At 46.0% G+C, this 14772-nt stretch carries 14 protein-coding genes, 1 tRNA gene and 1 pseudogene; 11 read left to right on the forward strand and 5 right to left on the reverse strand.

Features of this window, described 5'->3' with window-relative positions:
• From QUA23_RS29440 to QUA23_RS29475, 8 genes are all read left to right on the forward strand, one after another.
• Window positions 1–290, forward strand: a 290-nt coding sequence (locus tag QUA23_RS29440) for a transposase (RefSeq protein ID WP_333079386.1), incomplete at its 5' end; no start/stop codon positions are given.
• 21 nt (window positions 291–311) lie between these two features.
• The gene (locus QUA23_RS29445; RefSeq protein ID WP_333079388.1) at window positions 312–491 is read left to right on the forward strand and encodes a DUF4058 family protein; all 180 of its coding nucleotides are present in this window, start codon (window positions 312–314) and stop codon (window positions 489–491) included.
• A gap of 242 nt (window positions 492–733) precedes the next feature.
• On the forward strand, window positions 734–952 hold the full coding sequence (locus QUA23_RS29450) for a DUF3285 domain-containing protein (protein ID WP_333079389.1): 219 nt from the start codon (window positions 734–736) through the stop codon (window positions 950–952).
• Window positions 953–1158: 206 nt separating this feature from the next.
• Window positions 1159–1695 carry an rRNA maturation RNase YbeY gene (gene ybeY / locus QUA23_RS29455; RefSeq protein ID WP_333079390.1) on the forward strand — a complete coding sequence of 179 codons (537 nt, stop codon included), beginning with the start codon at window positions 1159–1161 and terminating at the stop codon, window positions 1693–1695.
• Window positions 1696–1856: 161 nt separating this feature from the next.
• Window positions 1857–2366, forward strand: a complete 510-nt coding sequence (locus QUA23_RS29460; protein ID WP_333079392.1) for a diacylglycerol kinase family protein — start codon at window positions 1857–1859, stop codon at window positions 2364–2366.
• Window positions 2367–2547: 181 nt separating this feature from the next.
• Entirely contained in the window at window positions 2548–3135 is a 588-nt protein-coding gene (locus tag QUA23_RS29465; RefSeq protein WP_333079394.1) for an aminodeoxychorismate/anthranilate synthase component II, read from the forward strand.
• A 316-nt stretch (window positions 3136–3451) separates the two neighbouring features.
• Window positions 3452–4234: an MBL fold metallo-hydrolase gene (locus tag QUA23_RS29470; protein WP_333079395.1), complete on the forward strand. Its 783-nt coding sequence runs from the start codon at window positions 3452–3454 to the stop codon at window positions 4232–4234.
• A gap of 165 nt (window positions 4235–4399) precedes the next feature.
• On the forward strand, window positions 4400–5074 hold the full coding sequence (locus tag QUA23_RS29475; protein ID WP_333079397.1) for a fasciclin domain-containing protein: 675 nt from the start codon (window positions 4400–4402) through the stop codon (window positions 5072–5074).
• A 137-nt stretch (window positions 5075–5211) separates the two neighbouring features.
• Here the strand turns inward: QUA23_RS29475 and QUA23_RS29480 are convergent.
• Together QUA23_RS29480 and QUA23_RS29485 are read right to left on the reverse strand one after the other, a co-directional pair.
• Window positions 5212–6148, reverse strand: a pseudogene (locus tag QUA23_RS29480) (cobalamin-binding protein).
• Between the two features lie 112 nt (window positions 6149–6260).
• Window positions 6261–8933, reverse strand: a complete 2673-nt coding sequence (locus QUA23_RS29485) for a glycosyltransferase family 39 protein (protein WP_333079399.1) — start codon at window positions 8931–8933, stop codon at window positions 6261–6263.
• A 132-nt stretch (window positions 8934–9065) separates the two neighbouring features.
• Here QUA23_RS29485 and QUA23_RS29490 point away from each other — a divergent pair.
• Window positions 9066–9138 (forward strand) — tRNA-Phe (locus QUA23_RS29490).
• A 194-nt stretch (window positions 9139–9332) separates the two neighbouring features.
• Here QUA23_RS29490 and QUA23_RS29495 read toward each other — a convergent pair.
• Window positions 9333–10622: an aliphatic sulfonate ABC transporter substrate-binding protein gene (locus QUA23_RS29495; protein WP_333079401.1), complete on the reverse strand. Its 1290-nt coding sequence runs from the start codon at window positions 10620–10622 to the stop codon at window positions 9333–9335.
• Between the two features lie 221 nt (window positions 10623–10843).
• Between QUA23_RS29495 and QUA23_RS29500 the strand changes: the two genes are divergently transcribed.
• Window positions 10844–11512, forward strand: coding sequence for a cadmium resistance transporter (locus QUA23_RS29500; protein ID WP_333079403.1), 669 nt, complete (start codon window positions 10844–10846; stop codon window positions 11510–11512).
• A 141-nt stretch (window positions 11513–11653) separates the two neighbouring features.
• Here the strand turns inward: QUA23_RS29500 and QUA23_RS29505 are convergent, their stop codons facing one another.
• Both QUA23_RS29505 and QUA23_RS29510 read right to left on the reverse strand, forming a co-directional pair.
• Window positions 11654–11827, reverse strand: a complete 174-nt coding sequence (locus tag QUA23_RS29505) for a hypothetical protein (protein WP_333079404.1) — start codon at window positions 11825–11827, stop codon at window positions 11654–11656.
• A gap of 458 nt (window positions 11828–12285) precedes the next feature.
• Window positions 12286–12474: a DNA methyltransferase gene (locus tag QUA23_RS29510; RefSeq protein ID WP_333079405.1), complete on the reverse strand. Its 189-nt coding sequence runs from the start codon at window positions 12472–12474 to the stop codon at window positions 12286–12288.
• Window positions 12475–12643: 169 nt separating this feature from the next.
• Between QUA23_RS29510 and ribBA the strand changes: the two genes are divergently transcribed.
• Window positions 12644–14359 (forward strand): bifunctional 3,4-dihydroxy-2-butanone-4-phosphate synthase/GTP cyclohydrolase II, encoded by a 1716-nt coding sequence (ribBA, locus tag QUA23_RS29515; protein ID WP_333079406.1) that lies wholly within the window; start codon window positions 12644–12646, stop codon window positions 14357–14359.
• Window positions 14360–14772 lie beyond the last annotated feature (413 nt).

Here is a 14772-nt window from a genome sequence, read left to right on the forward strand (position 1 = left end):
TAGATGTTCAGCCTATTTTACATTTTTTTTTGTACCCCCTTGACAATTTGCACTTTTTCTTAACTTGTCACAAATGGGTGATGGATAACGCCACATTCCACAAAGGTGGGCGTATTCGAGAACTGATTGAGACGGCAGGCTGTCAACTATTGTATTTACCCCCCTATTCCCCAGACCTCAACAAAATTGAGCAATGTTGGTCTTGGTTAAAAAGTCGAATTCGCAAAAAACTGGAACAGTTTGATTGTTTACGAGATGCCATTGAAGATGTCTTACGTCAAGCGTCCTAACTGCCTTGGCGACTGCTATACTTGTTTAATCTCTCAGATGCGATTCCGTCTTTTCCTTTGCCTTTGCGATCGCCCGATGTCGAGCCGATCGTGGATTTGCAGGCGTTCCTGAATACAGTATACAATCGCGCGGGATATGATTTTACGATCGATTACAGTTGCGATACAGTTCCGCCGCTTTCAGAATCAGATGCTGCTTAGGCGGATGCTTTGTTGCGGGAAAGAGGGTTAAAGGGATAAGGAAAGTAGATTATTCCCTGGGTGTGGGGCGGGTTTATGATAATTTTTGGTGGTTTTTGATGTCGGCGAACCGGCCCCTACAGAAATATACGGTGGCGAGGCTCAAAAAACTAAAAACACCTACACAAAACGTTACATATTTGTTACCATCGGGGCGAGTCTGTTCTCGGCAGCCTCTCTGTTAACCTTCTAAACTAACCGTTATGAGTCAACCTCCCTCAGCAATTCCCGCCTCCGAAGAGTCCGCCGAAACCCAGACAGCGCCGACAAACACTGCACCTACACCGAGTTATGTCAAGCTGGCGATGCGGAACATGGTTCGCAAGCGGGCAACTTCTCTGTTTCATTTTGCTTTGACAGCAGCCGGACTTTTAGGCGTACTCGTCGGTTTGGCTTTTCTCGATCGCTATTTCAATTCTTAATGGGGGATGTCAACAATCAGCCTCTAATTTCTGCTGATGTTTTTGATATTTCTTAATCGGGAGTTAAGCTGATTGTTCTGCCTGCCTGTTGCAATCCCTAACAGATTACTGTATCTTTCCAGCAACAGCAAAATCCCCTGCCGTTCGATCGCGCAATTGGAATTTGTAAAAAAATTGAATATATCCCTTGACAGGAGAGGAAAAAAATGTTAATTGAGGTGAACGTCGAAGACTGTTACGGGCTCGCCCAGCAGTCAGCGGACGCTTCCAACCTCCCTGAGAGTGCAGCCAGGGGGGAGATTTCAGCCGAAACCTGGGAAAATTGGTTTAGCGTTTGGCTGGAAAACCAGGAAGAGTATGTGCCAGTCGCTCCGGGCTACGAAGTCAGTCTGCGTTTAACCGCCGATACGGAGATGCAAGCCCTCAACCTCCAGTACCGCCAGCTCGATCGATCGACCGATGTGTTAGCTTTCGCAGCTTTAGAGGTAGACTGTCCTCAGTTAGAGGAAATGCAGTCATCTGAACCCCTATACTTGGGTGATATCGTCATCTCGATCGATACAGCTAACCGACAAGCCCAGCAGCAAGGACATCCCCTGAAGACCGAACTCGCTTGGCTAGCAGCCCACGGTTTTCTGCATCTTTTGGGCTGGGATCACCCGGATGAAGAAAGTCTGACTCAAATGCTCGATCAACAGGAAACATTGCTGCAGGCGATCGGTCTTACGATCCAAACAGCATAACTGAAGTTGATGGTTATTTAACAAATCATGTCAAGCGCAACATAACTTTCTGAAATTAAACCAGAACTTTAGTAAAAACTTAGAAAAGTTACTTAGACTTGATGAAGTTAATTTGAAAAGTTTAGCTTTCATTCATCTCTGTAAATTAAAGTTGGTTCTTTATGACACTAGATAGACCCTCAATTTCATCACAAGTCGCACAGTTTCTGCCCATGCCTCAAGACTCTTCTAGCCAGACAGTCCACGAGCCTAAAAAAGCCTTGAAATACAACCGAGAGCTGTCCTGGAAAATCGCATCTAGCTTAGCTACGAGTTTTAGATACGCTTGGGGGGGTCTGAGTTATGCTTTTGAAACTCAGCGCAATTTTCGGATTCACACAGTTATTGGCACTTTGGCGATCGGACTAGGGCTATTTTTGCAACTGAAACCTGTAGAAATATCTGTGATCGGCGTCACCATTGGCATAGTTTTAGCCATGGAACTGTTGAATACGGCGATCGAATCGGTGGTAGACTTGACAGTCGGGCAAGCCTACCACGAACTAGCCAAAATTGCCAAAGACTGCGGTGCCGGAGCGGTTCTGGTATCGGCAATGGCTGCGCTCATCGTCGGTACTGCACTTCTGCTGCCTCCTTTGTGGGCAGTCGTTCAAATTGCGATCGCCCGTTAGTAACTTATTGGGCGATCGCAAATTTTAGGTTTTAGATGACCAATTTGAGATTTTTAGTTTTATTCGTCTATATTGCAGCTATTTTTATCTTCGGCATCTATCTAAAATCTTGAAACCCTTGCTTTCAGACAGCGAGTTAACCTAAAATCTAAAATCTAAAACCTAAAATCTAACTTAACCCGTGATTATAGTCATCGATAACTACGACAGTTTTACATACAATTTGGTACAGTATCTAGGAGAACTCGGTGCTGAGTTGCCCGTAGCAAGCGAAGTGCAAGTCTACCGCAACGACCAAATTTCTTTAGCAGAAATTCGCCAATTGCAGCCTGCGGCAGTGGTGATTTCTCCAGGCCCGGGGCGGCCGGAAGATGCGGGAATTTCTCTGGAATTAATCAAAGAATTGGGTCCGACTTTACCAATTTTAGGCGTGTGTCTCGGACATCAAAGTATCGGTCAAGTATTCGGCGGCAAAATTGTTTCTGCACCCCTGTTGATGCACGGCAAAACTTCTCAGGTAGAACACACAGGAGTCGGAGTTTTTCAGGGCGTGGAATCGCCGATGATTGCAACTCGCTATCACAGTTTGGTAATTGAAAAGCAGAGTTGTCCAGAAGTGTTAGAAATTACGGCTTGGGTTGAAGACGGAACTATTATGGGCGTGCGGCACCGAGAATATCCGCACATTGAAGGTGTACAGTTTCACCCGGAAAGTATTTTGACGACTGCGGGAAAGCAATTATTGCGAAATTTCTTGGAACGGCTTTAGTTGAGTTGGGAATTTTGAGTTTTTGTCTGCATCTTTCGGGTGCGGAATCCACACCTGACTGTTTAAATTATCTAAATTTTTAGGGTGGGCACTGCGAACTTTACGGTAAAACTAGGGTGCACATTTTCGCATCTCAGGCGCCCACAAAAGGATACAATCCCCCAAAAATGGTCGTGGTGAACCCCAAATTTTAGACGAAAGTTCCATATCCCAGATTCATCTGTGGAGTAAATCTAAAATCTAAAATCTAAAATCGACTGACTGTGTTTTGTGGTATAACAACAAACGACCAACACCCGACAACCCCAACCACAAGATGAAACGGCGACAATTAATACGTTACGCACAGACGGGTTTGCTAGCAGCTTTAGCAACTGGTTTACCATCTGGATGGGAAAGCTATCAAGCTCAAACTGCTGATTCTTTGTCGGTTCAGTGGTTGGGCCACACTTGCTTCTTGTTCGCCGGAGGCGGTGCGAGGGTGCTGGTGAATCCTTTTCGCCCCCTAGGCTGTACCGCAGGCTATCGCTCTCCTATAGTGCAAACAGATTTGATTCTGATTAGCAGCCGATTGCTCGATGAAGGGGCGATCGACGGATTTGCAGGCAATCCCGGCCTTTTGTACGAGCCAGGGGCTTACAGGTCTAACAAGCTGCGGATTCAAGGGATTCGGACGGAAAAAGACCGTGAGGGAGGAAGGCGATTTGGGGTCAATGTGGCTTGGCTGTGGCAGCAAGCGGGCGTTAAGATTTTACACTTGGGCGGAGTTGCTGGCCCGATCGGCATTGAAGAACAAATCTTGATCGGGCGGCCCGATGTAGTGCTGATTCCCGTGGGCGGCGGGCCGAAAGCTTACACTCCGGCGGAAGCGAAGCAAACTTTGCAACTTCTCAAACCAAAGATGGTGATTCCGACACATTTCAAAACCCAAGCCGCCGATGCTGCTGCGTGCGATTTGGTGCCGCTAGATGAATTCTTGGCGTTGATGGATGGTACGCCGGTGCGCCGAGTGAATAATGACACGATTTCGATCAAAGCTGCTGACTTACCCCAAACTGGTTCGGTGATTGAGGTTTTGAGTTACAGATTTAGCGGTTGATGCCCGATTTCTCAGCTTGCGTTATAGTAAGGAAGTTTTGGTCGATCGGGGATGCAAGAGAAATTTCTCTCTATCTTAGCCTCTGGCAACCTTGCCTTTTGTCGAGATTTGGCTAACATAACAATTCATGTTCACGGTTTTATCTCATAAGGAAATGCAAGCGCAATGAAAAATCAAAATTTACCTAGCTGGATGAAACAACTGACAGGTTTCGCAGGAATAATCGGCGCTAGCGCGTTAATCGGTTTCCCGGCTTGGGCTCACATCACCTCCAGCACCAATGTTGCTAATGCAACTCAAACTTCACAAGTTGCAGGAAAGGTGAAAACCGCTGCTTCACCGGCACCCACTGGCACTACACAGGCACCCACTGGTGCTACACAGGCACCCACTGGCGCTTCACCGGCACCCACTGCCGCTGCTAAGGATATTGTTGCTATTGCATCTGGCGACGCTCAATTCAAGACGCTGACAAAAGCTTTGGGATCTGCTGGTTTGGTTACAACTTTACAAGGCAAAGGCCCTTTCACTGTTTTTGCTCCGACTGACGCGGCATTTGCTGCTTTGCCAAAAGGAACTGTGGAGAATTTGCTCAAACCGGAAAACAAAGCCCAACTTACTAAGATTTTAACTTACCACGTTGTTCCTGGTTCGGTTGTATCTACTAGCCTGAAATCCGGCGATGTTAAAAGTGTTGAAGGGAGCTCGCTGAAGGTGGCAGTTAGCACAGGCAAAGTTACTGTCGGCGGCGCTAATGTTGTGAAAGCTGATATCAAAGCTAGCAACGGGGTTATTCACGTAATTGACAAGGTGCTGATGCCCCCTGCTCCAACAAGGTAGGCTAGCGTTTTTTACATCAATTGATGTCAGATTCGGTTAAATGAAAGTGAAATAAGGACACAACATTGTTGTGTCCTTATTTGTATGGCAGGCAATTCAGAATTAATATTGATAAAGCTTTAGCTAGCTGCGGGTATCTACAAAAAAGGCTGCCAACCCTTACCCCGATAGCCAAAATCGAAGATTTCGGGATGGAAAATTTCTGCTAAAATTTCTAACGAATCAACCAATCTCGGCCCCGGTCGATTAAAGTAAGAATTGCCATCAGTTATGTAAACTTTCCCGGTTTTTACTGCTTGCAAATTAGCCCATTCTGCGTATTTAGTTATCTGCATTGCTTCGCTGCGAGTGCGGTTTAAATCAAAGCCGCAAGGCATGAAAATAATTACATCGGGATTAGCTTCTACTAGCGATTCCCATTTTAACCAAGGGGAATGTTCCCCGACAATTCCAAACAGCGAATTGCCTCCGGCCATTGCCACTAATTCGGGAATCCAGTTACCCGCAGCCATCAAAGGTTCAATCCACTCGATGCAGGCTACTTTGGGAAGTCTCTCTTTTGTGGTAATAATAGATGATTCTTGTGTTTTCGAGGTAATAGCATCGATGCGTAAATGGCAAAAGGTCGATCGCACTTTTGCCATTTACGCCCAAAGCATCAGCAACTCGCTGAATATCCGTCCATATTTCTGCTAGCAGATTCGGCTGCAAAGAAATAATTTCCGGCTTGCTATTTACCAGCGTGCTTACTGCTTGTTCAACCTCTGTTAGAGAACAAGCGCAGACTTCACATTGAGCTTGAGTAATAATGTGAGTCGGCTGCAATTTTTCCAAAGTATCTATTTCTACTTTATACACGCTGAGCGCATTTTGCAACAATTCTGTCACGCGGTTGTGAATTTCGCTGCTAGTTCCTTCGGGATTGAATTTAGGCTGAGTGCAAACAGGTAAATTTTGGATTTCTGGGGGATAATCGCATTCATGGGAACGGCCCACAATTGCATCGGTTAATCCTAAAACTGCTACAATTTCGGTGGCACTGGGAATTAGAGAGATTATTCTTGGTTGGTTCATTGGTTTTCTATTTTTTACCGCTTCGGAAGCACAGGCGTTACAGATTTAAAAGCACAGGCGTTACAGATTTAGAAGCACAGGCGGGACGCCCGTGCCACAATAAAAGGGATTGTTAAATTTTTAGTTTTTTTAAGAATTGCAAATCTTGCCATGCTGGAATGAGATTACCTTGCATCAGTTCCGCTACACCGTTTAAAACTCTAATTTCCGGTAGATTGGAGTTGAGAGCGAGTGCAGGTTTTAAGGCTGTTTGAGCGGCTTTGGGATGCCAGCCGTACAGGTGTACGAAAGCGAGATAGGCGTAAGCGTAAGGGTTTTTTGAGTCGAGTTGAGTGACTTTTTCTAAGGCGGCGATCGCACTTTTGACATTCTGCTGCAATACTCTAGAAAATGCCAAAGCATAAGCCAATTCTAGATTATTTGGTTCCTGCTGCAACCGATATTCTAACGCTTGTTCCGCTTGCACGGTATAATCTTGAATTGGATCGTACTGATTGATGCGCCCAATCTGCTCGAACACGGGTTCTAAACCTGGCAATCCTTTGGGTAAATTAACCGCCATCACCCGTAATTGAGTCACTAAATCTAACTCAGGCTTATCTGTATTATCCTCGTTTCCCGACTCTGCCTGAGAACGCATATCCAGAGGCTCTGGCTCGATCTTAACACTAACTGCCGGCACATTAATCGGATAAGTTTCCCCGGTTTTCCGATTTAGATAAGTAGCTTGCAGATTGTAAGTTCCCGGTGCAATATTAGCAGGAGGAAGCATCGCGGTGCGATCGACAACTCGAAACCCCACAGCAAATTTATCCGCTTCCAGAATCCCCGGATGCAAAGTCGCCTGGGCGATCGCGCGATCGTGTAAAATCCTGAAAGTCTGTCCCGGTGGAATATTGCCAGACTGCTGATTTTGCCACGTTACCAACACTAAACCAGACTGCAACTGCTGCCAAGGCCCAGACCAAGTATAAGTAACCGGCAGCGCGACTCCGGGAACTGCTTTTGCAGCGACAGTAACTCGATCTAATTGTACTTGCGATCGCGCTTCATTCAACGGCTGTATTTCGACAGGCTGCACTCGCTTGCGATAAAGATTTAAATTAGTATAATCTGGCAAAACCCAAGTTTTATCTAACTCAAACTTATCACCTTTTTCAATTGCCGACACCGCTGCATTTTGAGCTTTTTTAATCCGTTCGCGAATCGAACCTTGGGGGCCACTTTTAGTTACGAACCAAGAGAGCGATCGCACATCTTGCGGCACTTGTTTTAAATTCGTTCCCACCTGCCGCCCGTAAACCTGAAAATTCGCCAAAGCACCGTAAAAATTCAAATTATGCTGGTTAATTTCCGGCGTCGAAGGCAACACGCCTAAAGTAGATTGCAAATAAGGTTCCTTATCAATAATTTCTGCAATTACCTCTCGGTGCGGCCACTCTTTCCCCAAGTAAGGATAGTTAGAATTGCCGGGACTGATAATTTGAACTAAGCTATGTCCAAAAGCACCTCCCAGCGGCAAGATATGGAACAGCATCGCCAGAATTGCCAAGCCAATTGTACCCCAGCGAATTTGTCGTCCCCACCGAGAAGGCCACAGGGTTAAACAGTATGCTAAGAAAATAGATAAAACTGGCAAATAAGGTATCACATATCGGTCGTCTTTGTTGATATTTAGAGAATTAATTAAATAAGCTCCCCCCCAGAAAACAGCCAGCCAGCGACAGGAGTTGAGATGCAAGATTGACGAACTATTTTGCCGGCGACGCCAATAAAGTATCAATCCTACTAAGGGAACAAGTAACAGAGGCCAAGAAATGTGTTCCGGTAAGTGTTGACCGTAGTAAATCCAAGCGTCGATCGTATTGAGGGCCGGATCTCCTTCGGCGATCGCAGAATCCAGCGTTGCCCGTTTTCCCCCGGTCAAAATTAACAGCCAATTGGTTTTCGCCCACGGCCCAAACACGGCCACCGACAGCAACAAACTACCTGCTAATTGACCTAATCTTCCCCAAGCTTTTTGCCGCACAGCACCCACAGCCAGCCACACAATCGGGGTAAACAGGAATAATACGGTAGTGTGTTTAACTAATATTGATAAACCGAGAGAAATTCCAAAGGCGATCGCCCAAAAGAAAGACGACGGGGAGAGCGGGAGAGTGGGGGAGGGGGAGAATTTATACTTTTTCTTTGTTCGTTCCTCCAACAGAGTTCTATCGGTTACATCAGTTAAATCCTTTACCGAACTTCCTTCTTCCTTCTTCCTTCTTCCTTCAGAAGCCTTCCACATTGTCAGACAATAGAAAGCAAAAGTAATCGCCGCAGTGAGGGGATAGTCGAGCAAAAATTGCAAGCGGAACCGATAAAGTCCCGGTAACAAAACGCAAATTGCAGCGGCCCACAAACCGACTTGCCGGTTAAATAATTGGACGCCCAGACTGTAGACTGAGGCGAGGAGAATTGCACTAAATAATAAATGAACGAGGGTTGCTCGATCGCCCCCAGTACCGAAAACCTGAAGAAACGGAACCGTTAAGATGTATGCCAAGGGCGGAATTTTCGTCGAAAGCAGCCAGAAGTTTGTCCACCACTCCCCGGAAAACCACTGAGGATGCTGCAACGCCTGCAAGTATTTCAGGGTGCTAGTCAGGTAATCTGCTTGATCCCACGCCGGGACAGATCGATCGAGGGCAAACCAGAGGCGATCGCTAATTGCCCCCAGCAGCCAAATTATGCCCAAGACAAGCAGACTCTTGCCCTCGCTGTCCCGATGTTGCTGTGCCATTGCGATTGTTGGATTTTAGGTTGCAGCTTTTAGCTTACAGGTGGGCGGTTCCGGGCGATCGAAAATTAATTTGAAAAAGTGCTTGCTAAATTTTGTATGTGTCTGCTAAGATAGTAAAGCGCGAAAAAACAAGCCGGGATAGCTCAGTTGGTAGAGCAGTGGACTGAAAATCCACGTGTCACGAGTTCAAGTCTCGTTCCTGGCATCGCAAAGCCCTCACAAAGTTGAGGGTTTTTTTTTAGGAAAAATGCGGGCAATGCAGCTAATCAAGATGTAGGTTTGCCGGTGGCGGAGTGACAACCCCGCCGGAAACCCAAACAGAGCTGATATTTGACCGACTTGTGCTAAAAAAACATAGGTCATATCAGACAAAAATTACACTCGAGTATAATTGTCAGATTAATAAGTCCAGTTTTGCTTGGTCTGCAAGCTATAGGTTCCATCTTTCACATTCACCCGCTCAGGAATCAGATCTAAATCTCTAAACATATTTGCCTGGTGCTGTAGGGCCGTGAGTGATTGGTCGTCGATCGGGATAATAGCGCGTTCGGCACTACGTTGCTGTAAAATTTCTACAATGGATGGATCTATTTGATGGTGTTCTGCCAATCGCACAGCAGCTTCTAATTCCTGTTTCTTAGCCCAAGCTCCCGCTTCATTTACCTCTTCTAAAATCACCTTGAGCAAGTCGGGATAGTCGCGTACCAACTCTGGAATCGCGTAGTAATAGGTGGGAACTTCTAAAGACGCTTTGTCACCAAAGATGCTCTCTAAGTCTGCAATCGAGCGCCCTGGATAAGCACTTCGGACTTGAGTTGTCGTGTAGGGAACCCAAATCACCCAAGCATCGACCTCACCCGCGCGGAATAGGGGCAGCGCCTGTGGCTGGGTCAGATAAATTGGCTCAATGTCACTAAACTCTAATCCTACTTTTGCCAGTGCTCGCACCAGCACATAATGGGCGCTTGAGCCTTTGTCAAAAACTATCTTTTTACCCTTCAGGTCGGCAACCGTCTGAATTGGCGAATCTTCTGGTACTAGAATCGCTTGACCTTTGGGAGCAGTATATTTTTCTTTAGCCACCCGCACAAACACATGATCTGCTGCTTGCGAGAAGATGCTGGCCGTACCACCGCCACCGCAGAAATCGATCGTCCCATTGCTTAATGCTTCTATCAGAGCAGAAGCTGATAAGAAGCTTGTCCAAGTAACAGTCAGCCCAAATGGTCGCAAACGGCTTTCGAGCAAACCTTGAGCGCGCAGGACTTCCAGATTTGTCATACCCTCTGGATAACCGATTTTAAGTTGCTTGAGCCGCCGCGCTTGTTCAGCTAAGGGTGTGTTGCCCGAATGAGCAGAACGGTTAGAAAACCAGCGATCCAAAACTACACAGAAAAGTATGCCCCCCACGAACAGTCCCACCGTTTCTAGTAACCGGATTGTTGAGTCTTTAGGCAATTTGACCTGATTTACCTGACTTACTACAGGGGAGACTACATTGCCAGAGGCAGAAGCGGCAACAGCATGACTGTCAAAAGCCAGACTCAAGACCAAAACCGACACCAGGCCGATACAAAACAGACCTGCAAACCGATAGGCGGCAGATCTGCGAGTGGCCGACGAACTGAGCGACCGTAAGATATTTTGACCTGCGCCTCTAGGCAGAAGGTCAATCAAACGGCTAATCATAATGACTCCTTTGATAAACACAGGTGATGGACATTCTTGGATGAATTGAAGATGGGGCTCAAGTCAAAGCACCGCTTGATACGGATAAACTACCAAAGTTGCTCGCTTGTTACACCCAATATGCGATACTCACGTTATCATACCGAGATTATGGTGATTTTTCACAGGGTTGAGAAATCTGTAGTTTCGGCGATCGGATAGGTGTTGAGTGAGAGATGGTAATGGATTGGTTAATTGCAACAATTAAGATCGGACTGGCTGTGGCTGTCGCAACAACGTTTGACGACAACATTTATCTGACGGCTTTCTTCAGTGAGGTTAATCGTACTTTTCGTCCTAAACACATTGTGGTGGGTGAGCTTCTAGGGTTCACTGTATTGGTGATGATAAGTTTAGTTGGTTTCTTGCTGGGGCTAGCAATTCCCTCAACTTGGACGGGGCTACTGGGGATTCTGCCGATACTGATTGGCTTGAATAATTTACTCAACCTTAACAAGGATGATTCAGCCGAAGATAAGTCAGATAATCTGAAAAGAAACTCTAAATTTCGCGGATTTGATTCTCGGCAGCGATCGCTCTGGGAAATAATTCGCGATCCGCAGACTTATCGCGTTTCCGCAGTCACGATTTCTAACGGTGGTAACAATCTTGGCATCTATATTCCCCTATTTGCTAGTAGCAGCATTCAAAATCTGGCTGTGATCGTACCGATTTGCTATTTTTTTATTTGCTGCTGGCTGTTTATGTCCTATACTCTGACGCATCTACCTGGTATTGCTGTGGTACTCAGCCGTTATGCGAGCAAGTTTTTCCCTTTCGTGCTGATGTGGCTGGGTTTCAGAATTCTGATGGACAGCGAATCCTATCGTCTTTTTCTACCGAACGCTTGACAGACAAAGGCGATCGAAGCACTGAAAAAATCCATGACAACAGTACCATTCCCTACAATAAAGGAAGAAAAAAGACTTTAACATTATAGAATAATACCAAAAAAAGCGAGGCTGTAAATCCCAAATTAGTGGTCTATCAATTTAATCTCCTTGCCATTCCCGATCTTGCAGTTCCTTTTGAGGGAGTAGAGACGTGGATTCTATTTCTTGCCGGGTTGCTGTTGTGACTTCGCAGTTACTATTCAAGCAATCGATCGGGAGTTGAACGGATGGAGAGGTAAAAATAATCTCTGTATCGCTGGTTGTGCTAGTCATTCATACCCACCAATCCATTATCAACAGTCCGTCCGGAAAATACTTGTTGATGGCAACGCCATCAAGCATCGGAGTGACAATAATCATTCCCTGGACTTCTTGGCAACCCTGCTCGGATTTCAACCATTGTTTTTGAGTTTTGTGCTGGTTCTGGGGGCTTTGGGTGCTGCTTGCATTACTGCCGCCGAGAATGTGAAACGAGTGTTTTGCATTCTCGTAAAATTTTATTTGTCAAGGCGCAGCACTTATGAACTTAGACAGATATTCCTAATTTTTTGAGCAATTATCGGCTTCAGTAAGCTAGCCACGCGAGATTGCCGCTGAGTGTTCAGCGATCGCTTTACTTATCCTCCAACCTTCTAGTTGATATCAATCTATAAAATAGTTAAAGTTTATAAATTGCTGCAATTACCAACTAGAGAATAAAGATAGCTGTGCTTCTCTGAGTTCCTTGTCCGTCAAAAAATCATCAACTCGATTAGGCGCAATATCGCCGTATCAGCCCTAATTTCAAATCCCATAACTTGACTCTGCAAACTCAGAGCCACAATTACTGTAGTATCGGAACCCATAAATGGACTTAAAACAATTTCGTTTAAATTCGATGCAGACTTGATGATTCGATCGACGATATCAGTCAAGCTCATGCAATATTAAGGAAATATTTTATTGACAAAGTACAATATTTATTGTAATGGAACTAAAAAATATTGTCAAACTCATCTGGACTGGGAATCGCCCTGTCGGAAACAAAAGGTTACAATCACAAATAGATTCTATTTCCATAACATTACTGTTTATAGCTTGAACTCCTCAGTGCCAAATAACAACACCTCAACTCAATCCTTTCAATTTGACTCAATTGACAGCGCCCTCGCAGACCTCAAAGCAGGTCGCATGGTGGTAGTAGTCGATGACGAAAATCGCGAAAACGAAGGCGACGTGATTTGTGCCGCCCAATTCGCCACCCCCGACAACATCAATTTTATGGCAGTGAACGCCCGGGGTTTGATTTGTCTGGCTTTGAGCGGCGAAAGGCTCGATCGCCTGGAACTGCCCCTCATGGTCAGCAAAAACACCGACAACAACCAAACTGCCTTCACCGTCAGCATCGATGCAGTCAACGGCGTTAGTACCGGTATCTCGGCCGAAGACAGAGCCCGCACCATCCAAGTAGCCATCCACCCGGACACCAAACCTCAAGACTTGCGCCGTCCCGGTCACATTTTCCCCCTGCGGGCGATCGACGGTGGCGTCCTCAAACGCGCCGGCCACACCGAAGCTTCGGTTGACCTCGCCAGACTCGCTGGCCTGTATCCCAGTGGCGTCATCTGCGAAATTCAAAACCCCGACGGTTCGATGGCGAGGTTGCCCGAATTAATCGAGTACGCTAAACTCCACAACCTCAAAATAATTAGTATTGCCGACTTAATTAGCTACCGACTCAAGCACGATCGATTCGTCCGCCGCGAAACCGTCGCCAAATTGCCCACTCAATTCGGCGATTTTATGATTTACGCCTACCGCGACACCCAAGACAATTCAGAACACGTTGCTATTGTCAAGGGCGACCCGGCAGAATTTAAAGACAAACCCGTGATGGTGCGGGTGCATTCCGAATGCCTAACCGGCGATGCTTTGGGTTCCCTGCGCTGCGACTGCCGGATGCAACTGCAAGCGGCACTGAAAATGATCGAAAATGTCGGTTCTGGCGTCATCGTTTACTTGCGCCAAGAAGGTCGGGGTATTGGATTGGTAAATAAACTAAAAGCTTACTCGCTGCAAGATTTGGGATTGGATACGGTAGAAGCCAACGAACGGTTGGGATTTCCCGCCGACTTGCGAAACTACGGCGTCGGAGCACAAATGCTCAACGATTTGGGAGTTAAAAAAATTCGGTTGATTACCAACAACCCGCGCAAAATTGCGGGTTTGAAAGGTTACGGGATTGAAGTAGCCGATCGCGTCCCCTTACTAATTGAAGCCACAGATTACAACTCGATCTATCTGGCAACAAAAGCCGAAAAACTCGGTCATATGCTACTGCAAACTTATTTAGTAACAGTGGCGATTCAGTGGAACGAAACGAAGGAAGAAGGTAGAAGCCAGAAAGCAGAAGGAAAAGAGGAAGATTCGGCAATCCAAAATCGGTACGAACACCTCGAAAAACTGCGGCATTTGGCGGCTAACCAGCACTTGCTGCTGCAAGAAGAAGCGCGGCCGGTGGGAATAGCCCTTTTCGGAGAAGGCTCCCTCATCGTTCATCTAGGCTTCGATCAAGCCGGACTCGCAGCCCCCGATTGGTACAAAGATCCAAACCATCCTTATGTCAGGGCGATCGGTCAAATTTTGGGCGAAATCAGCACTGAGCCGAATTTGCAAACATTAGAATTCATGGTTTCCTCCGGTGCAGATCCGCTCAAAACCCTGCAAGTCCAGCTCGATCGCGAGACATTCCTTTTGTCGGAATTAGCCGGAATTTGCGATCGGCTCGAACCTCAAAAAATCTACAGTTTTGCTCCTCTTGCCTGAAGGCAGAAGGTAGAAGCCAACCCCCCCTACCCTAGCAGGGGGGAAGGCAGAAGCCAAGAAAAACTGTGAATTTCAGAACAATACTTGTTGATACCAGCATCTTCCTTTCGTCAGAAAGCACCTACCAATAAAAACACTGAATAACAATGTTGATTGCAGTCTAACCAGTCGATGTAGCGAACAGTTGAGAGAGAATCGTCGCTGCATATTTATATTATTAAGCATTATTAATACTCATCAAATTATTCACTAGGACTTTTAGTTAATGTTAATTTTTTTAGACATTGATGGTGTACTTATTCCTGACAGAAGAAATGAAAAATCGAGTTTGCAAACAGATACAGCACTTTGCGTGACTAAAAGGTACAGTAACAGCAGTGAGCAAAATAATTTTCGATTTGCTTACTTGAACA

Origin of the sequence: Microcoleus sp. Pol1C5, assembly GCF_036701115.1 — a bacterium.
Classification (GTDB): domain Bacteria; phylum Cyanobacteriota; class Cyanobacteriia; order Cyanobacteriales; family Microcoleaceae; genus Microcoleus.